This is a genomic window from Chryseobacterium sp. SORGH_AS_0447, assembly GCF_030818695.1.
In the GTDB taxonomy this organism is placed as follows: Bacteria; Bacteroidota; Bacteroidia; order Flavobacteriales; family Weeksellaceae; genus Chryseobacterium.
On record NZ_JAUTAR010000001.1, the window covers coordinates 2,374,717 to 2,397,246 of the forward strand.

The 22,530-nt window shown below is 39.6% G+C and carries 22 protein-coding genes and 4 tRNA genes; 16 read left to right on the forward strand and 10 right to left on the reverse strand.

Translation table 11 applies throughout. From position 1 onward, the window contains the following. Positions 1-16: 16 nt before the first annotated feature. A complete protein-coding gene (locus QE422_RS10945; protein ID WP_307458014.1) occupies positions 17-493 on the forward strand; it encodes a hypothetical protein in 477 nt (158 codons plus the stop codon). 6 nt (positions 494-499) lie between these two features. Then, positions 500-3,082, forward strand: a complete 2,583-nt coding sequence (locus QE422_RS10950; protein WP_373463373.1) for a DNA gyrase/topoisomerase IV subunit A — start codon at positions 500-502, stop codon at positions 3,080-3,082. An 86-nt stretch (positions 3,083-3,168) separates the two neighbouring features. Here QE422_RS10950 and QE422_RS10955 read toward each other — a convergent pair whose 3' ends face one another. Next, the gene (locus QE422_RS10955; protein WP_307458016.1) at positions 3,169-3,552 is read right to left on the reverse strand and encodes a Fur family transcriptional regulator; all 384 of its coding nucleotides are present in this window, start codon (positions 3,550-3,552) and stop codon (positions 3,169-3,171) included. A 246-nt stretch (positions 3,553-3,798) separates the two neighbouring features. On the opposite strand from QE422_RS10955, the gene QE422_RS10960 reads away from it, so the two are divergent. Both QE422_RS10960 and QE422_RS10965 read left to right on the forward strand, forming a co-directional pair. Further along, a complete protein-coding gene (locus tag QE422_RS10960) occupies positions 3,799-4,563 on the forward strand; it encodes a GEVED domain-containing protein (protein WP_307458019.1) in 765 nt (254 codons plus the stop codon). Between the two features lie 183 nt (positions 4,564-4,746). Beyond that, positions 4,747-5,388, forward strand: a complete 642-nt coding sequence (locus QE422_RS10965) for a rhomboid family intramembrane serine protease (RefSeq protein ID WP_307458022.1) — start codon at positions 4,747-4,749, stop codon at positions 5,386-5,388. Positions 5,389-5,444: 56 nt separating this feature from the next. Here the strand turns inward: QE422_RS10965 and prmC are convergent, their stop codons facing one another. The 4 genes from prmC to QE422_RS10985 are packed head-to-tail and all read right to left on the reverse strand — an operon-like array spanning position 5,445 to position 8,395. Continuing rightward, entirely contained in the window at positions 5,445-6,299 is an 855-nt protein-coding gene (gene prmC / locus QE422_RS10970) for a peptide chain release factor N(5)-glutamine methyltransferase (RefSeq protein ID WP_307458024.1), read from the reverse strand. After that, positions 6,300-7,058, reverse strand: coding sequence for a peroxide stress protein YaaA (gene yaaA, locus QE422_RS10975; protein WP_307458026.1), 759 nt, complete (start codon positions 7,056-7,058; stop codon positions 6,300-6,302). A gap of 4 nt (positions 7,059-7,062) precedes the next feature. Further along, the gene (locus QE422_RS10980) at positions 7,063-7,764 is read right to left on the reverse strand and encodes a CPBP family intramembrane glutamic endopeptidase (protein ID WP_307462348.1); all 702 of its coding nucleotides are present in this window, start codon (positions 7,762-7,764) and stop codon (positions 7,063-7,065) included. Between the two features lie 19 nt (positions 7,765-7,783). Beyond that, positions 7,784-8,395, reverse strand: coding sequence for an L-threonylcarbamoyladenylate synthase (locus QE422_RS10985; protein WP_307458029.1), 612 nt, complete (start codon positions 8,393-8,395; stop codon positions 7,784-7,786). A 101-nt stretch (positions 8,396-8,496) separates the two neighbouring features. On the opposite strand from QE422_RS10985, the gene QE422_RS10990 reads away from it, so the two are divergent. The 5 genes from QE422_RS10990 to QE422_RS11010 all read left to right on the forward strand — a co-directional run bounded on the left by QE422_RS10990 (position 8,497) and on the right by QE422_RS11010 (position 9,425). Next, positions 8,497-8,569: transfer RNA gene (locus QE422_RS10990), tRNA-Met, on the forward strand. A gap of 37 nt (positions 8,570-8,606) precedes the next feature. Continuing rightward, positions 8,607-8,679 (forward strand) — tRNA-Met (locus tag QE422_RS10995). A 38-nt stretch (positions 8,680-8,717) separates the two neighbouring features. Next, positions 8,718-8,790, forward strand: a tRNA-Met gene (locus QE422_RS11000). Between the two features lie 38 nt (positions 8,791-8,828). Beyond that, positions 8,829-8,901: transfer RNA gene (locus QE422_RS11005), tRNA-Met, on the forward strand. 113 nt (positions 8,902-9,014) lie between these two features. Next, positions 9,015-9,425, forward strand: a complete 411-nt coding sequence (locus QE422_RS11010; protein ID WP_307458031.1) for a hypothetical protein — start codon at positions 9,015-9,017, stop codon at positions 9,423-9,425. A 208-nt stretch (positions 9,426-9,633) separates the two neighbouring features. On the opposite strand, the gene QE422_RS11015 is transcribed toward QE422_RS11010, so the two are convergent. Beyond that, a complete protein-coding gene (locus QE422_RS11015) occupies positions 9,634-9,840 on the reverse strand; it encodes a DUF2945 domain-containing protein (protein WP_294299692.1) in 207 nt (68 codons plus the stop codon). A 225-nt stretch (positions 9,841-10,065) separates the two neighbouring features. After that, positions 10,066-10,650: a hypothetical protein gene (locus QE422_RS11020; RefSeq protein ID WP_307458037.1), complete on the reverse strand. Its 585-nt coding sequence runs from the start codon at positions 10,648-10,650 to the stop codon at positions 10,066-10,068. A gap of 323 nt (positions 10,651-10,973) precedes the next feature. On the opposite strand from QE422_RS11020, the gene QE422_RS11025 reads away from it, so the two are divergent. The 4 genes from QE422_RS11025 to QE422_RS11040 all read left to right on the forward strand — a co-directional run bounded on the left by QE422_RS11025 (position 10,974) and on the right by QE422_RS11040 (position 14,956). Then, entirely contained in the window at positions 10,974-11,339 is a 366-nt protein-coding gene (locus QE422_RS11025) for a BlaI/MecI/CopY family transcriptional regulator (RefSeq protein WP_294299699.1), read from the forward strand. Between the two features lie 5 nt (positions 11,340-11,344). Beyond that, positions 11,345-13,243, forward strand: a complete 1,899-nt coding sequence (locus tag QE422_RS11030) for a M56 family metallopeptidase (protein WP_307458040.1) — start codon at positions 11,345-11,347, stop codon at positions 13,241-13,243. A 126-nt stretch (positions 13,244-13,369) separates the two neighbouring features. Beyond that, positions 13,370-14,272 carry a GLPGLI family protein gene (locus QE422_RS11035; protein ID WP_307458043.1) on the forward strand — a complete coding sequence of 301 codons (903 nt, stop codon included), beginning with the start codon at positions 13,370-13,372 and terminating at the stop codon, positions 14,270-14,272. 111 nt (positions 14,273-14,383) lie between these two features. Continuing rightward, entirely contained in the window at positions 14,384-14,956 is a 573-nt protein-coding gene (locus QE422_RS11040; RefSeq protein WP_307458045.1) for a sugar O-acetyltransferase, read from the forward strand. A 56-nt stretch (positions 14,957-15,012) separates the two neighbouring features. Here the strand turns inward: QE422_RS11040 and fsa are convergent, their stop codons facing one another. Beyond that, entirely contained in the window at positions 15,013-15,666 is a 654-nt protein-coding gene (fsa, locus tag QE422_RS11045) for a fructose-6-phosphate aldolase (RefSeq protein ID WP_294299710.1), read from the reverse strand. A gap of 361 nt (positions 15,667-16,027) precedes the next feature. Beyond that, positions 16,028-16,564 carry a lipopolysaccharide assembly protein LapB gene (locus QE422_RS11050; RefSeq protein WP_307458047.1) on the reverse strand — a complete coding sequence of 179 codons (537 nt, stop codon included), beginning with the start codon at positions 16,562-16,564 and terminating at the stop codon, positions 16,028-16,030. Between the two features lie 193 nt (positions 16,565-16,757). Between QE422_RS11050 and pepE the strand changes: the two genes are divergently transcribed. From pepE to QE422_RS11065, 3 genes are read left to right on the forward strand one after another with little or no spacing between them, the layout of a single operon-like run. Further along, entirely contained in the window at positions 16,758-17,450 is a 693-nt protein-coding gene (gene pepE, locus QE422_RS11055) for a dipeptidase PepE (protein WP_307458050.1), read from the forward strand. Positions 17,451-17,485: 35 nt separating this feature from the next. Continuing rightward, the gene (dacB, locus tag QE422_RS11060; protein WP_307458053.1) at positions 17,486-18,856 is read left to right on the forward strand and encodes a D-alanyl-D-alanine carboxypeptidase/D-alanyl-D-alanine-endopeptidase; all 1,371 of its coding nucleotides are present in this window, start codon (positions 17,486-17,488) and stop codon (positions 18,854-18,856) included. A gap of 9 nt (positions 18,857-18,865) precedes the next feature. Further along, positions 18,866-20,020 (forward strand): ATP-binding protein, encoded by a 1,155-nt coding sequence (locus tag QE422_RS11065; RefSeq protein WP_373463376.1) that lies wholly within the window; start codon positions 18,866-18,868, stop codon positions 20,018-20,020. Positions 20,021-20,497: 477 nt separating this feature from the next. Here the strand turns inward: QE422_RS11065 and QE422_RS11070 are convergent, their stop codons facing one another. Further along, a complete protein-coding gene (locus QE422_RS11070) occupies positions 20,498-22,354 on the reverse strand; it encodes a PDZ domain-containing protein (protein WP_307458055.1) in 1,857 nt (618 codons plus the stop codon). Positions 22,355-22,530: the final 176 nt, after the last annotated feature.

Sequence of the window (22,530 nt, forward strand, 5' to 3'; positions counted from 1 at the left end):
AACCTAAATTACGATAATGAGACTGAGCAACCGTAACAAAACTTCGGTATACAGCTTTGTAAACAGCCTTCTGATCATGTTTTTGCTCGGAGGCGTTGGAGCTTATCTTTTAGAAGAGTACAAATTCAACATTTTAGGAAAAGAAAGCCTGCTTTTGATTATAATCCCGGTATTTGTAATCGTACTGTTTTATATCAGCGGAAGGCAGATTTTTGAATATGACAGCGATGGAGAAGCGCTTCATTTCAGAAACAGAAATATTATCCCTTTCCTGCAAAAGCCGTTAAGTGATGAATTTCCGAAATACAAGCTGCTGAAATTTGAGATCATCAATCTTTTCATTGTGAAAAGACTTTATATTACCATCTCAAGCAAAAATAACGGCTCGACCATTCTGAAATATGAAATTTCATATCTCACAAGAAAAGAAGTAAACGATTTAAGATTCTCCTTACATAAAGTGGTGAAAACCAACAACGAGAAAAAGAGTTAATAGTAAATGATGACAGAAGAATATTCGCACGAAGGCGAAAGCTTAAAAAAGGTTTCCGGGCTTTACAGAGACTGGTTCCTGGATTATGCTTCTTATGTAATTTTAGACCGGGCGATTCCGTCGATTTATGACGGTTTTAAGCCGGTTCAGCGAAGAATCATGCATTCCATGCGGGAGCTGGAAGACGGGCGTTACAATAAAGTGGCCAACATTGTAGGGAATACGATGAAGTATCACCCTCACGGTGATGCTTCCATTACCGACGCCATGGTGGGGATCGGCCAGAAGGAGCTTCTGATCGATACACAGGGAAACTGGGGAAATATCTACACGGGAGACTCTGCGGCGGCGGCGAGGTATATCGAAGCCCGACTGACCCCATTTGCACTGGAGGTGGTCTTCAATCCGAAAACAACGGAATGGGCAAAATCTTATGACGGCAGAAACAATGAACCGATCGACCTTCCCGTAAAATTCCCGCTGCTTTTGGCTCAGGGTGTTGAAGGGATCGGAGTAGGGCTTTCCACGAAAATTCTTCCGCATAATTTCAATGAACTGATCAGTGCTTCCGTAGCTTATCTTAAAGGGAAAAAGTTTGAAATATATCCGGACTTTTTAACGGCGGGGTATCTTGATGTTTCCGAATACAATGACGGGCACCGAGGGGGGAAAGTAAGAGCGAGAGCCAAAATTTCCCCGCTGGATAAACACACCCTGATCATTACGGAACTTCCATATTCCAAAACCACCAGCGACCTGATCGATTCGATCTTAAAAGCCAATGAAAAAGGAAAGATTAAGATCAAGAAAATTGAAGACAACACTTCGGATAAAGTTGAGATCCTGATTCATCTTCACAACGATGTTTCACCAGATAAAACAATTGACGCTTTGTATGCCTTCACCGATTGCCAGGTTACGATTTCACCGAATGCCTGTGTGATCGTTGGTGATAAGCCGATGTTTATGAATGTATCCGAAATTCTGAAAATGAATACGGACCATACGGTTTCCCTCCTGAAAAAAGAATTGGAAATCGAGCTTCATGAGCTACAGGAAAGCTGGCATTTTTCTTCCCTGGAAAGAATCTTTATTGAAAACAGGATCTATCATGATATTGAAGAAGTAAAAACCTGGGAGGATGTTCTGAAAACCATAGCTAAAGGTCTTAAGCCACATACCGGGCATTTGCTGAGAGCGGTAACGGAAGAAGATATCTTAAGACTGACGGAAATCAGGATCAAAAGGATCTCCAGATTCGACCTGAATAAATTCAAGGAAAATATTGCGGCACTCGAAGGCAAGATCGAACAGGTGAAACATCATCTGGCAAACCTGGTTCAGTACGCAATCGATTATTATTTAAATATTCAGAAAAAATACGGAAAGGACAGGCAGCGAAAAACCGAGCTCCGGATTTTCGATACCATCGATGCCACAAAAGTAGCGGTGGCCAACGAGAAATTCTACGCGAATTTTGAAGAAGGCTTTATCGGGACTTCCCTGAAAAAAGACCAGTATCTTTTCGACTGTTCGGATATCGATGATATCATCACTTTCCGGAAAGACGGAAGGATGAAAGTGGTAAAGGTGGAAGCCAAAACATTTATCGGAAAGGACATCGTGCATGTCGCCATCTGGAAAAAGAATGACAAAAGAACAGTGTATAATATGATCTACCGGGAAGGACGCGAAGGGCCTTATTATATGAAGCGTTTTTCGGTGACGGGTGTAACGCGGAATACCGATTATCCATTGGCTTCTGATAAAAAAGGTTCGGAAATGCTCTATTTTTCGGCTAATCCGAACGGGGAAGCGGAAACCGTGACGGTTTTATTAAAACCCAATCCGAGAATCCGAAAAAATAAAATGGACCTTGATTTCTCCGAGCTTGCCATCAAAGGACGGGATTCCAAAGGAAACCTTGTAACCAAATATTCAGTGAAAAAAGTTGACCTGAAAGAAGAGGGTGTTTCTACACTCGCACCAAGAAAGATCTGGTTTGATGATACCGTACGAAGACTGAATGCAGACGGAAGAGGAACCCTGCTGGGAAATTTTAAAGGGGACGATAAGATTCTGACGATCAATACCAATGGAGAAGCGAAGCTTGTTTCTTTCGATCTGGGCAACCGGTTTGATGATCAGTATCTGGTTCTGGAAAAATGGCGGCCGAATCAGCCGGTAACCTGCATTTATTATGACGGGGAAAAGGATATTTATTTTATCAAAAGATTCCTGTTTGAAAATACGCCGAACATTCAGACTTTTATGCCGTCGGAACATCCGAAGTCGTTCATCGAAAATGTAATTGTAGCCAACGGGGCAACCGCTGAAATTATCTTTGCCAAAGACAAAGGAAAAGAGCGTGAGCCCGAAACGGTAACGATTGATGAATTTATAGCTGTAAAAGGAATCAAGGCGATTGGCAACCAGTTTACCAAATTTAAAGTGAAAACCATCAACATCACTATTCCGGAAGCTCCGGAAGAAGAACCGGAAGTGTATGAAGAGCCGGAACTGGCTGCTGGATTTGATGAGGACGGAACCATCGGGGATCTATTCCAGGGTGAAGAAAGCAACGAGTAAGTGTTTTACAGAAATACATTACAATAAAGAAATACCAGCTATTGATGTAGCTGGTATTTTTATTTTAAAATTTATCATCTCTAGGCTTATCGGCACTTCGGACAAACTCCGCTGATTACCAGGTTATAGCTGCTGATGCTGAAGTTTTCAGGCAAGCTGATGACCGGGACAACATTCTCAATGCAGATCACGGTATGGCATTTCTCACAGTTGAAATGAATATGATCATGGGTATGTTCTTCGGTATGACAGGCGTGGCTGCATTTTGCAAAATTAACAACGCCGTCAACATTCGTTATTTTATGGATATTGCCTTCTTTCTCAAGTCGTTCAAGTACGCGGTATATCGTTACCCGGTTGCAAAGATCGCCGACCTGTTTCTGGATATCGGCGTGCGACAGGGCAACTTCTGAGTTATTGATAATATTCAGTATCTCCGTCTTGGCCTGGGTATTCCTGATCTGCTTCATATAATTTACGTAAATACAGCAATGTTAACAGTTATTTACGAATACAAATTTACGTATAATTTCAAAATTTAAGTAATCTGAAAAAACCGTAGAATTTTTATGTGATTATTGTTGATTATCAATTTATTAATTATTTAAAAGTATAAACATAGACAGTACCCTAATCAGAAGGCATATTAATTTAATTTATTAATGCAACTTTGTTTCAATAAATGTTTTTTGTAATTTTGCCACTTAAAATTTTATATGAAAACAATTTTATTGACCGGTATTTTTACGGCGTGTCTTTTTCATGCCCAATCCACTCAAAGTCCATGCACATCAAATTTAGGCGGCGACGTAGATCCTTCTTTTATTGAGATACGCATCAATTCGACTTCCCTCAATCATCAGACCTTTGCTTCGCAAACTGTTTTTTACCATGAGTATCCTGCCTCGGGAAATACAACCGCAACGCTTACAGCCGGACAATCGTACCAGATGTATACTTCAACATCATCGGAAGCGGTTATCGGAATCTGGCTCGATGTCAATCAGAACAATGTTTTTGAACCGCAGGAATATACGCAGCTGGTGAATTCCATGAGCACTCAAAATACGACTTCCTTTACCATACCCGCCACTGCAGCCAATGGAAATACAAGGATGAGAATACGGTCCAGGGCTTATGGAAGCTCCATCGGTTCAAACAATGCCTGCACGACATTCGGCTCAGGAGAGACAAGGGATTATACTGTTAATATTACCGGTAATCAGCTTGCAACAAAAGAGATCAACCCGGAAAGCAGCCTTATCGTTTATCCTAATCCAACAGCAGACTTTTTGTATGTTGAAGGGAAAGTTGTTATTCTTTCCGCTGAAATCTATACTTTGGAAGGAAGAAAAATCGGAAGCCAGATGATCAATAGCACCCGTGCATCTGTTAATCTCTCAGGATATGCGCCGGGAGAATACCTGGTGAAAGCTATTACCCGTTCGGATAGCAGGATGTTTAAGATTTCTAAAAAATAAGTATTAGGTTATTTTAAGAGACGGAATTTTTGTACTTTTATATCTTCTGAAACCTTAAATCGCCTAATAAATGGCATTATGGATAAAATGAATTAAAAAAATATGACATCCATTTATTTTACAGGGCAGAATTGCACAAAACTTGTGTAAAGAAATAGTAAAATTAAAGAAGTAGATAAAATTATGAATACGATTGTTATAGCGATCATAGCCGTTACCTGCATCGTCAGTTATATGGGACTGAATGATATGAGAATGTTTGAAAAATATAAGTTTAATGTTGCTGCCATCAACAACAGAAAAGAATATTTCAGACTGATAAGTTCGGCATTTCTTCACGCCGATTTTATGCATCTGTTTTTTAATATGCTTTCTTTATATCTTTTCCAAGAAGCAGTAACTGCTTTTTTCGGAAACATAGGCTTTCTGATTATCTATTTCGGATCTTTAATCCTTGGAAATTTATTCAGTCTGATGATTTATAAAAACCATCCTTGGTACTCAGCAATTGGTGCCTCAGGAGCTGTTTCCGGGATTATTTTTGCATCTATAGCGATGGCTCCCAACGAAATCAGTGTTAATTTTTTACCGGGATGGCTTTTTGGAACCTTATATTTCGGATATTCTGTATATATGATGTTGAATCCTAAACAATGGGATAATCTCGGGCATTCGGCACATTTAGGCGGTGCTTTTTTCGGATTGGTATATTCGATTGTTATGCATCCGCAGCTGGCGCTCAGCAATATTTTGTTTTTAGGAATCATGTCGCTTCCTCTGGCCTACCTGGCTTATCAGATTTTTATAAATAAAAAGATAAGATAATTTACTGTTCCTTAAAATTATAAAAAAAGCAATGAACTCACAGTTCATTGCTTTTTTTATTTCCTTCCAAAAACAAAGCGGTCATTCTCCGAAAGATCTTTAATCAGTTCGGCTTCGGAAAAATGAGGAAGGTATAATTCGAGTGTTTCCGGTCCCAGTTTCTGATTGATTTCCAGAAACAACAATCCATTGTTCTGCAGATGTTTTTTAGCATCTTCTGCAATCTTCCGGTAGAAAATCAGGGCATCGGAAGTAGGGGAGAAAAGGGCCATCATCGGTTCAAATCCTTTTACTGAATTTTCGATTTCATGTTCTTCATCAATGCCGATGTAAGGCGGATTTGAGATGATGATATCAAATCGGTCATCCGGTTTGAAATTCAGGTAATCAGCATGAATAAAATTGACATTTAGACGGTGTAGATCTGCATTTCTTTTTGCAGTTTCCAGTGCTTTTTCAGAAAAATCGATGGAAAAAACCTGGGCATGCGGAAAATATTTTTTCAGCACCAACGGGATTACCCCGCTACCGGTTCCGATATCAAGGATTTTTAAATTTTCGCTGTCATACAATTCTGATTGTTGGATCTTTTTGATCGCGAATTCCAGCAGTTCTTCCGTTTCCGGACGCGGGATCAGGACGTGTTCATTAACGAAAAAAGACATTCCGTAAAACTCAGTTTCCCCCAGGACCTGCTGGTAAGGCCTGCCGGTTTTTAATGCTGAAACAGCGTGTAAAAGTTTCTCCTCATCATCAATCAGCAGTTCCTGTCCGGAAAACCGCCGCTGATAGAAAGCATTAAACCCTACGATTTTTTCTACAAAAATGCTGCTGAGAAAGCGGTTTTCCGAATCGGTATAACAGCCGGAAAGTTCTTTTTTAAAATAGGTCTTAAATTCTGAAATGGTCATTTATCTTACGAAAACAAGTTTGGTATCGGTTGATTTTTCCTCGTCAATTAAATAGCCTTCATAATTGAAAGCCTTCACATCATCCAGCGTCTGCGCGTTAGTCTGCGCACAGAACCTCGCCACCATCCCTCTTGCATGCTTGGTGTACACCACAATGGTTTTCAGCTTGCCTTCTTTCAATTCATAAAAATCAAAATCAACCACCGGATGATTAAGCTTTTTACGGTCAATTGCTTTGAAGTATTCGTTGCTGGCCAGATTCAGCAGGATTTCGTTCTTTTTCATGTCCGAATTCAACTGTTCTGTGATCCGGTCTCTCCAGAACTCGTAAAGGTTTTTGTAGTCGTCGAACCCGAACGGTCTTCCCATTTCCAGGCGGTACAGCATCACTTTATCCGAAGGCTTCAGAAGTCCGTACAATCCGGAAAGGATCCTCTGGTTTTTCTGCAGATAATCAACAGCATTTTTATCGAGTGTCTTGGCATCCAGGCCGCGGTACACTTCACCCGTAAAGGCGAATAATGCGGGAGCAGATTCCTTTGCGGTAGGTTTTGCTTTCCATTTCTGGTTTCTTTCCCAGTTTTCATCTGCCAGCTTGGCTGAAATCTCCATCAGCTCGGAAAGGTATTTCGGAGATTTGGTTTTTAAAAAAGAATGGATGAATTCTGCCTGTTCGATGAATCGTGGAGTCGTGGTTTTCAACAGGTCGGTTGAATTTTCCACGTTCATCAGTTTGGCAGGAGAGGTTACTATTTTCATAAGGTTAAAATACAGATAAATGTTTGACATCAATAAGATTCATGATCATCAGCGATACAAAATCGTATATAAAATGACAGGTAATCAGGATCTTGATGTTGGAATAAATTTTATAAAACACGGCAAAAACAATCCCGATAAAACAGGGCACCAGCACCTGGGCTATTGTTCCGTACGTGCTGTGGAGAATTCCGAAAAGAACGGCGGAAACCATAATGCCGGCATACCGGCTGTTATATATTTTTTCAATTCTCGGCTGCAGATAGCCCCGCATCAGAAACTCTTCCACCACACCCGCCGTTAAGCAGGTAAAAATAATCAATGCCTCATTGTTTCTGAAAATATGGGAAAGCTTTACCAGTTTTCCGCTCACGTTTTCATGGGTGGAGATCTTAATTAAAAAGTTTAAAAAAGTTCCTCCAATGGCACAGATCAGGTAAAGAATCAGGATATTTTTCAGATAAAAAGCAAGCGGATGTTTTTTCTCTTTCCAGATCAGGAACGGCTGTTTTTCGATTAGTAAACTGTATAAGAAAACCACCAGCAGAACAACCCATAAGATGATTCTCGAATACAAAAACGTTTCTGCCGGACTGCTCTTCTCACCGGAAATCTGATGAATAAACGGAAAAACGTATAGCATCACACTGCCCAGCAGTATAAAAGTGAGAAGAATCCCCAATGCATGTTTCCCGTTCAGACTCATCAAAACCGAAACTTACAATTTAAATATCACCTTTTCCTTGACGAATGATCTCAGGTTCTCCGGAAGTAAGGTCCACAATGGTAGAAGCGACGTTGTCTCCGTATCCCGAATCGATAACAATATCGACCAAATGGTCATATTTTTCTGCAATCAGTTCCGGATCAGTAGAATACTCAATAATCTCATCATCATCCTTAATGGAAGTAGAGGCGATCGGATGTCCCAGTTTTTCTACGATCAGCTGCGGAATCGGATGGTCCGGAACCCGGATACCGATGGTTTTATGGTTTTTATAGGCCAGTGGAAGGCTTTTGTTGGCGTCCAGGATAAAAGTAAACGGACCGGGAAGGTGGCTTTTCAAAAACCTGAATGTTGAGGTATCGATCGGTCTTGTAAAATCCGAAAGATGGCTCAGATCGTTACAGATAATCGAGAACTGCGCCTTTTCCAGCTTTATTTTTTTGATCTGGGCGAGCTTTTCCATCGCCTTAATGTCAAAAATATTGCATCCCAGCGCATATACGGTATCCGACGGATAAATGATCAGTCCACCGTTATTTAATGTTTTAATAACTTCATTGATAAGGTTTTCCTGAGGATTGTTCGGATAAATTTTTAATATTTTTGCCATACTTCAAAGATACGAATATTAAAATAATTTTCATAAATAGCCTTTATTTACAGGAAAAATTAGGAGTTTTAAAAAATTGTCGTATATTTGCAGTCCAATATCGCGGGGTGGAGCAGTAGGTAGCTCGTCGGGCTCATAACCCGAAGGTCGCACGTTCGAGTCGTGTCCCCGCTACTAAGGTAACGCATACGGTGGCGTTCAGAAAATACACCGCGGGATGGAGCAGTAGGTAGCTCGTCGGGCTCATAACCCGAAGGTCATCGGTTCGAGTCCGGTTCCCGCTACTAAGTAAACGTTGTCGGTAACGTCTTAAAAAATATACCGCGGGGTGGAGCAGTAGGTAGCTCGTCGGGCTCATAACCCGAAGGTCGCACGTTCGAGTCGTGTCCCCGCTACTAAGGTAACGCATACGGTGGCGTTCTGAAAAATACACCGCGGGATGGAGCAGTAGGTAGCTCGTCGGGCTCATAACCCGAAGGTCATCGGTTCGAGTCCGGTTCCCGCTACTAGAAAGAGTATCGCAATGTTGTGATACTCTTTTTTATTTCCGGGTATCTCATAAATTTCCGTCTGGCTCAATTTATGCAATTCATTAAAAACACCATTAAATCTAAAGAATATGTATAAGAAAATTATCGCAGGTTTAGGCGGAGCGATTGCCCTGAGTCTTCTGCACGAAGCTATTCGTAAAAATTTCGACAACGTACCGGAAATCAATAAAGTAGGGGAAGAAGCCTTGAACAAGGCACTGGATAAAGCCGATATGAAAATTACCAATCACGATCAGCTTTACGCAGCCACACTGGCAGGTGATGTTATCGGGAACGGAATGTATTATGCAACAACAGCCACCAGCGGTTTCAATATTGCTTCAGGATTAGCGATGGGATTAGGTGCTCTGGCACTTCCTGAAAAAATAGGATTGGATGAAAAACCCGTTGCGGAAAATACCCAGAAAAAAGTAATGACGGTGGCGTATTATCTGTTCGGAGCTATTGTTACGAAGTTTATTTATGACAAGATAAAATAAAAGAACTGATTTAATATTTTAAATCTAAACATAAATAAGTGTTTAATAAAGTTAGATTAAAGGGTTTTAAATTATTTGGAAGACAGTTAAAGTCCTCAAAATAAAGCCAAAGTTAAATACCTTCTGTACCTTTGAGGTTAAGCAAATAAACAGTTTAAAGTACACATATTATCAAAGAAAATTGCCACAGATTACTGTGGCAATTCTTTTACATTTTTTTCAATGCTGAACCTTTGTGGACGGCTGATTTTCCTGTTTTCTCACTCATTACCTCGTATTGAGGTTCGTCTTCCGAAGCGCGACGCTGCTTATCCATAAAAGTAAAATCCTTAGTATGTACTTTGGTTATTTTTCCGTGGGTTTGTCCGTTACTCGAATCCCATCTTACCATGTCTCCTTTTTTTAATGTGCTCATTTTGTTGATTTTGGTTGGAAAGATAAAATCATTTATTGTGCCAGAGTAAACTTTAAATAGGATTATCTAAACCACGATTATTAACCTATTAGCAGAAGAACTTCCGGCATCCGGCTTCACTCTTCCTGCTTTTTACCAGGCTTCCGTTTCGGCTTCCCGTTAAATAGTAAACAAAAAATCCCGCTCATCGAAGCAGGATTTATATCATTTAATTAAAAAAATACCTTACTGGGCAGCCAGCTGGTTGAAAGGTGTCAAAGCATTGTCATCTGCCATCGTCTGGCCGATAAATTCCTTCTTCTGAGTTCCTTTCATTCTATTGGCGGCATCGTTCCCGTTAAAGAAAGACTCGCTTAGCTTTGTGGTTACTTCGGAAGGATTGAAATTTAATTTTGTATCACCCTCTACACCCAGGTATCCGTTCTTTCTGGTAAGGTTGGTGATGTAGTTGTTATAATTAATCAGAGTACCTCTGAACATATCATTATGATACTGCATGCATTTTTTTGCTTTTTTGGAAGAATTGTTCAGGATGCAGTTGTTCATATTCCCTCGGTACAGTCTCCATTCAAGTTCAACTTTTCCGTATTCTTTTGCCAGGGCAGCGGTGCCGTTGGAAAGAATGCTGGGATCGTTTTCTTTTTCACTCACTTCTTTCAAATGCTTGATCACCAACGGAACTGTACCTTCAATTTTAGATTTAGCTTCACCTACCGCACTGAAATCTGCTGCCGGAGAGCCTTTTTTCTGGGCTGTAGTAAGGTTAAAAATAAGTAATAATAGTACAATTAATAAATTATATCTTTTCATGAGAAATTTTTAAAGCACTAAAATAAATATAATTTCCCGGTTTAAACAAATAGATTTTAATTTTATTTAATGAATTTTAACAAGTTTTAAGAATTCTGATTGTAATTCCGGGATCTAATAATGATTATTCACGCTATAATTTACAGTAATTAAAAATTTAACAAATTTTAATAAAATTTATTTTACTGATTATCAGTGTTTTATAATGTCTGATATTTTATCACTAAAAAAATAGTTGTTTGGATGGATTTTATTTCTACATTTGTATAACTAATTTCTTAGTGATATAGAGTGATCACATTTAAATGATAAATGAAAAGGATATGAAAAACCAGACATTAACGAAGGCAGAAGAGCAGGTAATGCAGTATTTATGGAAACTGGAAAAAGGATTTCTGAAAGATATTCTCGATCTTTTTCCTGAACCGAAGCCGCATACCAATACCGTTTCTACCATTCTTAAAGTGCTGAAAGAAAAAGAATTTGTGGATTACAGCGTGTACGGAAGGCAGCATGAATATTTTCCGCTGGTTTCCAAGGAGCAGTATTCCGGAAAGACAATGAAAAGCCTGGTAAAAAATTATTTCAAAGGGTCGTATAAAAGTGCTGTTTCTTTTCTGGTAGAGAAAAACGAAATGACGGTGGAGGACCTTGAAATGCTATTGAACGAACTTAAAAAGAAAAACTAAATCCCATGGAAACTGTACTTCTCTATTTCGGCAAAGTTATTTTATGTTCCGGTGTAACGTTTTTGTATTATCAGTTGTCTTTAAAAGACAGGACGTTTCATCACTACAACAGGTTTTATCTTTTGTCTGCAATGCTCCTCTCACTTTTGCTTCCTTTAATAAAGGTCGAGGACTTTACGATTGAAGTAAACAGTGATATATATAAGTTGATCGATCAGGTACAGCATTTTAATACCATCAGAAACTCAAATTATGACGACATTTATTTTAGAATTATTTTTTCAGCTCTGGGACTGGTTTCTTTCTATTTTTTAGGAAGACTCGTTTATGGGATCTTTAGGATCCGCCAGCTGAAGAGCAGTTTCCCTAAAGAAACTTTCGACGGTATCAATTTTTACCGTACCAACCTTTCGGAAGCTCCGTTTTCCTACTTTAAGAATCTTTTCTGGAAGAATTCCATTATGCTGAATTCCGACATCGGGAAACAGATTCTGAAGCACGAAATGGTCCATATTGAGCAGAAACACTCTTTCGATAAAATTTTTATTGAGATCATTACTTCTGTATTCTGGTTCAATCCTTTCTTTCACATCATCAAAAAAGAAATCAGTTTAATTCACGAATATCTGGCCGATAAAAAGGCCGTCAAACAATCGGATACCCAAGCATTTGCGCAGATGCTTTTGGCAAGCCACTTTTCCGGAACCCCGTTGCCTGCCACCAGTCCGTTTCTCAGTTCAAATCTAAAAAAACGATTAAAAATGTTACAGAAACCTCAAACCAAATTCGGTTATGCGCGTAGAATTTTAGCATTGCCGGTAGTATTTACAGTGGCGTTTGCTTATCTGGTAAATGCCAAAAACCAGGAAATTAAAGCGACCAATAAGGAAATAGAAAAAGCCGTTGCACAGATCGGAAAAGAAGATAAAATCATGACCAAGAAAGACACCGTCGTTATTGGAAAAGATACCATCGTTCCCGATTCCAAAAGAAGTATGGCTGCTCCGAAAATCTACAGCAAGATCGATGATAATAAGAAAATTACAGATTTAAGCCAGAAACTTCAAAAGAAAACAGAGATTCTCCTAAAGCTTAAACCTGAAACGGATGAATATTTTAAAAATCTCGAAGAAATCCGAAACCTTTCCGGTGAAATTGCAAAAATAAGTGTTTCTAAAGATTTCCTTAACTCGGCCATGGTCATTAAGATGAATGGAAATGATTTGAATATCAATGATGGAGATTTCAAAATTAATAATAAACCTAAAAGGACGGTAGATTGGGAAATTATTCAGGAAGGCGAACGCAGGCCGGTTGAAATGTTAGATTTTAATTTTAATTATCCTGAACCTTCGCAGCCGGCTGAAGCACCTAATGCGCCTGAAGTACCCAGAGTAAAATTCTATACCTTCAAAAATACAAAAGATATAAAATGGTCACCGGATATGGATAAGACGATCAGAGTATCGGCATTCGGGAAAAAAGAATCACCTGCTATAGCCAGAAAAAGAGCCAAGCTTGAAAAAGAGAGAGCCAGACTTGATGAAAAGAGAGCCAAGTTGGAAGGCGAAAGGGTAAAACTGGAAGTAGAGAGAAGAGCATTGAATGATGACCGAAAAGTATATCTATTCAGCAATGTTTCCAAAAAATTACCAACTGACAGGAATTTTAAAGTGAATGCTGATAACATCAGAATTAATCTGAAAGATCAGTCTCTGGTAGGCTCAGGCATTAAAAATATGAGTGGGAATACTGAAAATACCAAAATCTATATTAACGGAAAAGAATCGACCAACGAACAGATGCAGACGCTGGATCCCAAAAAGATTAAAACGGTTAACATTAATAAAACATCAACTGACGGATCGAAAACCACCGGTGAAATAAGGATTGAAACAAAATAAAAACAGCAGGCTCTGATGATGACGGATTTGGAATCAGAGCCTTTGTAACATGTTTTCAAAAGTGTACTGGCCGGTTTCACATCGGTCTTGTACAAAAGACGAAAATTATAACCAATTAAATTAATCATGAAGAAATTTTTAGCTTTCGGATGTCTTGTCTTAGGCATTCTTACCCAGGCACAGATCAACAGATTTTTCTACGAATACAAATTCATTCCGGATTCCAACAATAAGGAAGACGTAAAAAATGAAATGATGTACCTTGATATAGACCAGAAAGGTTCCACCTACTACAGCCGTGATAAATTCGTTTCCGATTCCATCACCAATGTCGAAATTCAGAAACAGATGAAGTCTAATTCCGGAAATATGAATATTAACCGGAAAGAAAAACAGGGGCAGGTATCCTATAAAGTGACCAAAGCATATCCCGATTTTACCACCTACCTTTTCAGAAGTATTTCCTCGGACCGTTATAAAATAAAAGAAGGTGAAAAGCCGGAGTGGAAAATTCTGTCGGATAAGCAGAAAATAGGAGAGTACAATACCCAAAAAGCAACCACCAGTTTTGGAGGGAGAGAATGGATAGCCTGGTTTTCAACAGATATTCCGTTTCAGGATGGACCTTATAAATTCTATGGATTGCCGGGATTAATTGTAAAAATTGAAGATACCACAGGATCACATATCATGACTTTGGTGGGAAACAAAAAAATTGCTGAAGTTTCATCATCGGACAAGGAACCCGAACTGCCTCAGAACATCAGGGTTTTCGGAATGGGAGGAAAGGAACTCGAAGTTACGGAGAACCAGTTTAGAAAAGTCTGGAAAGATTATGTAAACGATCCTACTAAAAACATGAGGCAGATGATGGGAGGTAGTGGTGATGTTAAAGTGTCATTTAAATTCAAGGATCCTAGTGGTAAAGAAGTTTCTGATCCCAACGAGGTGCTGCGGGCCATGGAGAAAAATACCAAAGAGAGGCTGGCCAAAGATAACAATCCTATCGAACCGGATCTGGTGAAGTAAGACAACACGTAATATTCATATTCAGCAGGGTGAAAAATCATTTTTCATCCTGTTTTCTTTTTATTATCTTTAATCATCAACCAGCAAATCATAAATCATAAATAAAGAAATATGACAGAAAAAGAAAAATGCGAGCAGGGACTGCTGTATAATGCAAATTATGACCGGGAGCTCATCAGTGAAAGGATTATTGCCAAAGATCTTTGCCAGGAATACAATAACCTCAAAAACTCGGATTCTAAGGGACGGACTTCACTGCTGAAGAAAATTTTAGGCAAAAGAGGTGAAAATATGTGTATCGAGCCCGCTTTCTGGTGTGATTACGGATATAATATTGAGATAGGAGAAAACTTTTACTCCAATCACAACCTGGTAATTTTAGATTGTGCAAAGGTCAGCTTTGGAGATAATGTGTTTATCGGTCCGAACTGCAGCTTTTACACCGCAAGTCATCCAATCGATGTTAGACAACGGAATGAAGGATTGGAATCTGCACATCCGATAACCGTAGGCGACAATGTGTGGTTCGGCGGAAACGTGGTGGTGCTCCCAGGAATTACCATCGGCAACAATTCGGTGATCGGAGCGGGAAGTGTCGTGACAAAAGATATTCCGGACAACGTCGTGGCGGTCGGCAATCCCTGTAAAGTGATCAAAACCATTACAGAAAATAATCAGCCATAATAAATCGGCTCGGAAACAAAGTTTCCGAGCCGATTTATTTATATTGTCATCAGTGACTATGCCAATTTCTGAGAATCTGCAATGAACTGAGCCAGTCCGTTATCCGTTAAAGGGTGTTTCAGCAAGCTCAAGATCGGAGGAAGCGGTGAAGTAATTACATCAGCACCAATCTTCGCACAGTCGATAATGTGCATCGCATGACGGATGGAAGCCGCTAAAATCTCTGTTTCATACATATAATTGTCGAAAATCAGTCTAATTTCCTGGATCAGGTTTAATCCGTCTGTTGAAATGTCATCTAACCTTCCTAAGAAAGGAGAAACATAAGTAGCTCCCGCTTTCGCAGCAAGTAAAGCCTGCCCCGGAGAGAAAATTAGTGTACAGTTGGTTTTAATTCCTTTATCTGAAAAATATTTTAACGCTTTAATTCCGTCCTTGATCATCGGGATTTTTACCACGATATTTGGGTGGATCGCTGCCAGTTCATCTCCTTCTTTGATCATTTCTTCATACGTCGTAGACAATACTTCCGCTGAAATATCACCATCTACGATCTCACAGATTGCCTTATAGTGATTTTTGATCGCTTCTGCACCCTGGATTCCTTCTTTCGCCATTAACGAAGGGTTTGTGGTAACCCCATCCAGGATTCCAAGATCTTTCGCTTCTTTTATTTGCTCTAAATTAGCCGTGTCAATAAAAAATTTCATTTGTTTTGAGATTTATTTACTACAAAGATAGGCATTCCGTTTTTGAGGGAAAAATTAATTTTGGTTAAGGTTTTTAAAATTCAAAGTTCAAAATTCAAGATTCAAAATTGGGGTTGCAGAATCCAATTTCAGTACATTATGTAGTAACAGTATTAAAATTCCCTTCCTCTGGAGGGGTGGCGAAAATTCAGAGAATTTTTGACTACGTGCTCGTCTTTCTAAGAGTGAATGGTGAATGGTCAATCCGCTTCGCTTGTCAGTTTAAAAATTCACCATTCACTTGCGCAGCAAAATTGACTATTGACATCAACAAATGGTAAACGAAAAAGATCCGAAAACTTTCGGATCTTTTCTGATTTAACTATGAATTTAAAGCTTTGCTTAATTTTACCGCATCCTGATTGGTCGGGTCATACTGCAGGGATTTGGCAATATGCTCTTTTGCTTTGTCCGGATTGCTCTGCTGCTCCGAGAAAGCTACATAAAAATAGGCATAAGCCAGATTCTTTTTATTCTGTTCCACCTCTTCCGGTTTTACGGTAGCGATGTATTTCTCATAAGCCAATCGGGCATTCGCATCATCCTTCGCAGACTGATAAGCATACGCCTGGCTATAATAGGATGGGGCCCAATCCGGTAGTAAAGCTGATATTTTCTTCCATGTATCCACGGCATTAGTCCAGTCGGACGCTTCCTGATAAGCTCCGGCTAATTTAGCCAGTGCTTCCGTATCTTTAGGATTGGTCTCAATCTGTTTTTTCAGTGCGTCAATCGTCGGATTTCCTGTTGCCTGCACAGTTGCAGTGGCTGTTGCCGTAGTATCCGTTTGGGTAGTTTGTGCATTGGCAAAACTTACGGTTCCTGTCAGTATCAAACCTAATAAAAGGTTTCTGTTCATTTTTGTCATTTTCATAATTCCTACATTTTAAACGTGTTATAAAGGTAGAAAATTAAAATTCCGCACAAAAATTAAATTCGGAAGCTTTAAGGTTTTTTAGAAAACATTAACGTGATTATATGTTTTTTTACCATAATTTTAGATTCGCAGTGGTTTAGATTATCTTTGTCATGGACAATTAAGCTTAAAATTTATGAACATCATACTCGCATCTACTTCTACGCTTTTTGGCGGACAATATCTGGAATACCTGAAAGAGGAAATCATTATATTATACGAAGGAATTGATGAAATCATCTTCATCCCTTTCGCAAGACCCGGTGGAATTTCTCACGCTGAGTATACGGAAAAGGCGAAGTCTTTCTTTGGCTCAATACCTATTAAAGTAAAAGGCCTGCACGAATTTGAAAATAAAACAGAAGCCATAAATAATGCCAAAGGATTTTTTACCGGTGGGGGAAATACTTTTCTGCTGGTAAAAACGTTGCATGAAGAAGGATTGATGAATGTGCTGAAGAAAAATGTAGAAAGCGGAAAACCCTATTTAGGCTGCAGTGCCGGAAGCAATATCGGAGGGCAGAATATGAAAACCACGAACGATATGCCGATTGTTTATCCGCCTAGTTTCGATTGTATGGGATTGGTTCCGTTCAACATCAACCCGCATTACCTTGATCCGAATCCGGATTTAAAGCATAACGGGGAAACCAGAGAGACGAGAATCAAAGAATTTTTAACGCAGAATGATCTTAAGGTCGTAGGCCTTCGCGAAGGAAACTGGATCCGTAGAAAAGAGGACCGAATTACGGTAGAAGGTACCGAACTGACCAGGATTTTTGAGAAAAATAAAGAGCCGTACGAGATTGAGGCGCGTTCCGAGCTGTAATTTTTATTTAATTATATTTGAATAAACAATCCTTCATGAAAAACGTTTTCCCTATATTTCTTCTTTCAACCCAAATGGTTTTGGCGCAGAATATTGCCCAGAAACTGGATGCTGCAACCAAGAACCTGATGGACTCTCCCGGTGCAGTTTCCTCCAACCTATCTTTTTATGTTTCCGATGAAAGCGGGAATCCGGTTTATGATTATCAGGGAAATAAAGGGCTTTCCACCGCTTCGACACAGAAGATCTTTACGGCAGCTGCGGCATTGGAAGTATTGGGTAAAAACTATACCTATAAAACAACATCCGCATACTCGGGAACCGTTTCCAACGGAAATCTGAACGGAAATCTGTTCATCAGCTCAAACGGGGATCCTACGTTGGGAAGCTGGAGATACGAGTCTTATAAACCGGAAAACTTTAAACGGAAATTAATCGAAGCCGTAAAAAAATCGGGCATTCAGAAAATTTCGGGAGACTTGGTTGTCGATGATTCTTATTTCGACCATCAGACGGTTCCGGGAGGATGGCCGTGGGATGACCTGGGAAACTATTACGGGGCAGGCGTTTGGGGAATCAACTGGCGCGAGAACCAGTTCGATATCAACATCAATGGAACGGAATTCAAAAGTTTTTCCTATCCTCTGGAAGGTGTAAAATGGCTGAATGACCTGAAAGCCGGGGGAAGTTCCGATCAGAGCCTGATTTTTACGGCACCTCATTCGGATGTTGCTTTAATTAACGGAACACTGCCTGCTAAATTGGTAACGGTTTCCGGTGCTACGCCCAATCCACCTTTACAGTTAGGTGCAGAAGTAAAGCAATGGCTAAAGGAATCGGGAATTGATTTTACAGGAAAAGTCATTACCAGTTCACAGCTTGAAATCGAAGGTAAAAAGCCGCAAGCAATGCCTAAAAGCAACATCATTCTTACTTATGAATCGCCGACATTGGATAAAATCATCTACTGGTTTTTAAGAAAAAGTATTAATCTGTACGGAGAAACGCTTATCAAGACCTTAGGAAAAGAGAAAAAAGGAGATCCGTCCTTTAAAAGCGGAGTGGCTTACCTGAAAGAATTCTGGAAATCCAGAGGAATCAATCCGGGGATGATTAATTTCGCTGACGGCAGCGGGCTTTCTCCCCAGAATTATGTGGCGGCAAAAGCGGAAGTGCAGGCTTTGCTCTATGCTAAAAAACAGTCTTGGTTCGATGCTTATTACGATGGCTTTCCAACGCAGGACAACGGCCTGAAAATGAAAAGCGGAACCATGCGGGATACCAAATCGTATGCGGGTTATCATATTTCCAAAGACGGGAAAAAATATGTATTTTCAATCATTATCAACAATTATCAGGGAAGCGGCGGTGCAGAGCTGCAGAAGATCCTGAATGTTTTAAAATAAACTATTGCTTTGAAGAAATCCTTATTTGCGAGACTGAACAACTGGATTATTTTTACCCTTATGACCATTGTTGTGCTTACGACGGTGGTGGCTTCGACGATTCTAATCAATTTTCTACGGAAGGAAGAAGTAAGGCGGGTAGATATTCTGGTGAGTGCCTTAAAATTCCAGCAGGAAGTAGAAAATCCCAATCTGGAAATCCAGGCTTTGCTCTTGCAGATCTACAGCTCCAACACAACGATTCCGCTGATTATTTTGGATAAGAACAATCAGATCATGGAGCATAAAAATATTCCTCGGGATATCGAAAATAACCCGCAAAAAATCGTAGCACTGGCCAAAAAAATGGCGAAAAGCTACACGCCGATCGAAATCGATATTGTAAAAGGAAACAAACAGTTTGTCTATTACGATAATTCGCGGCTGTTAAATAACCTTCAGTATTCACCGTATATTTTAGGACTTTTTATCCTTTCTTACTTCGGATTTTCTTTTTGGTTTTTCCGCACCATTAAAAAGACGGACGAAGGCTATCTTTGGGCCGGATTGGCTAAAGAAACAGCACACCAGATCGGAACACCTTTATCTTCGATGATCGGCTGGATGGAAATCATGAAGCTGGATACCCCCGATTCGGAAGGCGTTCATGAAATCGAAAAAGACATCGAACGGCTACGGACCATTTCCGAAAGATTTTCAAAGATCGGTTCCATTCCTGAACTAAATGACAAGGATTTTAATACTACCATTCAGGAAAATTATGATTATTTAAAAACAAGAATTTCCAAAAAGATTAATTTCGGGTTACATCTGCCTAACCATAAAATCTTGGTTCCCCACAACAAGATCCTGATGAGCTGGGTAATTGAAAATCTGGTAAAGAATGCTGTCGATGCCATGAAAGGTGAAGGCTCGATATCCATGACGGTTATTGAAAGAAACAAGAGTATCGTTATGCAGGTACAGGATACCGGAAGCGGAATGACAAAACAGCAGGCTGCCAATGCATTCAAACCCGGATATTCAACCAAAAAGCGAGGCTGGGGATTGGGCCTTTCTCTGGCAAAAAGGGTGATTCAGGAATACCACAACGGTGACATTAAAATTTCACAGACGGAAGTAGGAAAAGGAACGACCTTCAGGATCACCATCCGGAAAGTATAGTATTTTTTCTCCCACGGATCGCACAGATTTTCACGGATGCTTGGCCCAATATTCATGTTTAAGATTGCATTTTAATGCTAACAGTAATCTATCTTACACCCTGAAGAAGCGAAACAACAATAGCGTTGGGCAAAACCTAGTATTACAGGAAATACGGATATTAAGTTCTGAAAAGATAATATATCGGCTTTTAATTAATCATTAACACCTGAAAATATCGTATTTTAACCACTCGGTTTGTCCATCCCGTAGGGATCTAAACATCGTATTAGAGAATTGTTTGGAAAGATTCGTACATAAACTACTTTTAAAATTAAAGAAATACTCAAACTGAAACAATTCAGAATCTTTGTTTTTTTAATCTTATGGACTAAAATATTTTCAAGGTTTTTAATGTTTCTTATGAGTCCATGCTTTTTGGCAAATAAAAAAGCGGAGAAAATTTCCCCGCTTTGTATAATTCGTTTTTATTTAAAACTATTTCTTTCCGGTCAGCCACTGATCCTGCAGTTTCTTTTCGGCAGGAGTAGGGTTGGCTTTAAACTGAAGGGTTTCAACTGTCATCTTGTCGAGAACTGCTTTTCCTTTCAGGTCGATCTTTTCGTTTTTATCGCCGTTCTTTCTTAAAACGGTTACCGTCACATTCTGTCCTTCCTTGATCGTTCTTGAATATTCGATGAACGACTGGATGTTCTGGATGTTAATGGTTTTTCCGTCAAGAGCAACGATCTTATCCGTGATTTTCAGGCTGATGCTTTTTGCAAAAGGGGATAAGGCAGAGCTTTCATCAAATACGAATGCATTATCTTTCTCGTCATAGCCCGTCTGTTGCGGATCTTTGATAAACCAGAAAATCGGCGGTGTTTCCTGCTTTTTCGCTTCTACGCCTACCATATTCAGATATTGGGCGTACGGAGTTGGCTGATCTCCGGCAATATATTTATTGTAGAAATCTTTGATCTGAGGATAACCTGTAACCGCTACAAGCTCATCAATTAACTTATCATCCTTAAACGGCTTGTTTTCACCGAATCGCTGGGACAGTTTGCGGATCATATCGCGGTAACCCATTTCGCCGTTAGACAGTTTTCTCAGCTCAATATCCAGGCACATTGCCAGAAGCGTACCTTTTTCGTATACGTTTCTGTATTGGTCTTTGTACTCATCTTTCAGGACATTTTTACTCATTACCGTGAAAGGCATCGTGTCATTGTAATTCTTGGAATTGGCGATCTTTTCGCTCATTCTTTGAAGGAACTCGTCTTTGGTAATCAGCCCTTCTTGGATCTGGAATAAATTAGCGAAATATTCCGTTCCCCCTTCATACATCCACAGATGCTGCGACATTTTAGGATCGGCATAATCGAAATAGTGGATTTCTTCGGAATGCGTTTTCAAAGGGTTTACCGTATGGAAAAACTCGTGGGAAACCACATCGGTAAGGGTTTTGTCGATCGCTTCTTTCGGCATCATTTCCGGCAGCACCACACTGGTGGATTCATGGTGTTCCAGCGCACCGAAACCTTTGATATGCGGTTCTTCATTTCCTGCAAGATACAGCATGATCGCATATTTTTTATTGGTGTTCATATCCCCCAGGAATTTCTTCTGGGCAACAACCATCTTTTCAAGATTCTCTTTAAAATCGGCTGCCTTGTATTTACCGGTCGGCGAATAGACTCCGAGTACCAGATCCATTCCTCCTGCGTTGAAAGTAATGTAATCCGGTTTGGTATACATCAGTGGGGAATCGGTTACTTTCGCATAATTTGCCAGTGTATAGGTATCTGTAGATTCGGATTTATCCTGGTCTACCAATGCTGTTGTTCCATAGAAATCTGTTGGTTTTTTAACCACCAGCTGGTAGGGAACGTCCTGCATATTGTCGATGTAGCCTATAAATCCGTGCGTATTGATGAGATATACTTTTCCGGCTTCAATATCCGTTCCGGATGGAGAGAATACGGCTTTGTGCTTCGATTCATCCATTTCATCATCAAAGCTGTCGTTCACCAGGTAGGTAACTTTGCTTAAATTCTGCGCATTTTTCAGGGAATATGTATTGTCATTCACTTTCGTAAAAGGAATTTCTTTTCCTTTATTATCCAAAAACTTAATGCCTTCCACAAATCTCCCGTAATCATCCACAGAATACGTTCCGGGAACCGTTTTCGGGAAATGGAACTTTACATCGCCGGACTTCATTTTAGGAAATTCCATCGTAACGGGAACTTTATCGTCTTTTACCCCGACAAGATCGATGGTAGTTTTTACAGATTGTGCATTAACCAGGAAAGCGGTTAAAATACCCAAGCTTAAAGCTGTTTTTTTCATTGAGTTCAATTTATAGTTAAATAGTTGCTGATTGACTGATTTTGTTACGGGGATTTATATTAAACTTTGTTAAATTAAATTTAGGGTTAAATAAATAATTGATTATCAGTGTTTAATATTTTAAAAGATATTGATTGTATTCTTTTCAGGCTTTAAAAAAAATAAAAGGCAACACT

Bases quoted from the DNA above. Each gene is read 5' to 3' on its own strand.
- QE422_RS10950 (WP_373463373.1), top strand. From the start codon at position 500: ATGATGACAGAAGAATATTCGCACGAAGGCGAAAGCTTAAAAAAGGTT.
- QE422_RS11020 (WP_307458037.1), bottom strand. From the start codon at position 10,650: ATGAAAAGATATAATTTATTAATTGTACTATTATTACTTATTTTTAAC.
- QE422_RS10965 (WP_307458022.1), top strand. From the start codon at position 4,747: ATGAATACGATTGTTATAGCGATCATAGCCGTTACCTGCATCGTCAGT.
- prmC (WP_307458024.1), bottom strand. From the start codon at position 6,299: ATGACCATTTCAGAATTTAAGACCTATTTTAAAAAAGAACTTTCCGGC.
- dacB (WP_307458053.1), top strand. From the start codon at position 17,486: ATGAAAAACGTTTTCCCTATATTTCTTCTTTCAACCCAAATGGTTTTG.
- QE422_RS10985 (WP_307458029.1), bottom strand. From the start codon at position 8,395: ATGGCAAAAATATTAAAAATTTATCCGAACAATCCTCAGGAAAACCTT.
- QE422_RS11070 (WP_307458055.1), bottom strand. From the start codon at position 22,354: ATGAAAAAAACAGCTTTAAGCTTGGGTATTTTAACCGCTTTCCTGGTT.
- QE422_RS11025 (WP_294299699.1), top strand. From the start codon at position 10,974: ATGAAAAACCAGACATTAACGAAGGCAGAAGAGCAGGTAATGCAGTAT.
- QE422_RS11010 (WP_307458031.1), top strand. From the start codon at position 9,015: ATGTATAAGAAAATTATCGCAGGTTTAGGCGGAGCGATTGCCCTGAGT.
- QE422_RS11050 (WP_307458047.1), bottom strand. From the start codon at position 16,564: ATGAACAGAAACCTTTTATTAGGTTTGATACTGACAGGAACCGTAAGT.
- QE422_RS11015 (WP_294299692.1), bottom strand. From the start codon at position 9,840: ATGAGCACATTAAAAAAAGGAGACATGGTAAGATGGGATTCGAGTAAC.
- pepE (WP_307458050.1), top strand. From the start codon at position 16,758: ATGAACATCATACTCGCATCTACTTCTACGCTTTTTGGCGGACAATAT.
- QE422_RS10960 (WP_307458019.1), top strand. From the start codon at position 3,799: ATGAAAACAATTTTATTGACCGGTATTTTTACGGCGTGTCTTTTTCAT.
- QE422_RS10955 (WP_307458016.1), bottom strand. From the start codon at position 3,552: ATGAAGCAGATCAGGAATACCCAGGCCAAGACGGAGATACTGAATATT.
- QE422_RS11030 (WP_307458040.1), top strand. From the start codon at position 11,345: ATGGAAACTGTACTTCTCTATTTCGGCAAAGTTATTTTATGTTCCGGT.
- QE422_RS11040 (WP_307458045.1), top strand. From the start codon at position 14,384: ATGACAGAAAAAGAAAAATGCGAGCAGGGACTGCTGTATAATGCAAAT.
- QE422_RS10980 (WP_307462348.1), bottom strand. From the start codon at position 7,764: ATGAGTCTGAACGGGAAACATGCATTGGGGATTCTTCTCACTTTTATA.
- yaaA (WP_307458026.1), bottom strand. From the start codon at position 7,058: ATGAAAATAGTAACCTCTCCTGCCAAACTGATGAACGTGGAAAATTCA.
- QE422_RS10945 (WP_307458014.1), top strand. From the start codon at position 17: ATGAGACTGAGCAACCGTAACAAAACTTCGGTATACAGCTTTGTAAAC.
- QE422_RS11035 (WP_307458043.1), top strand. From the start codon at position 13,370: ATGAAGAAATTTTTAGCTTTCGGATGTCTTGTCTTAGGCATTCTTACC.
- fsa (WP_294299710.1), bottom strand. From the start codon at position 15,666: ATGAAATTTTTTATTGACACGGCTAATTTAGAGCAAATAAAAGAAGCG.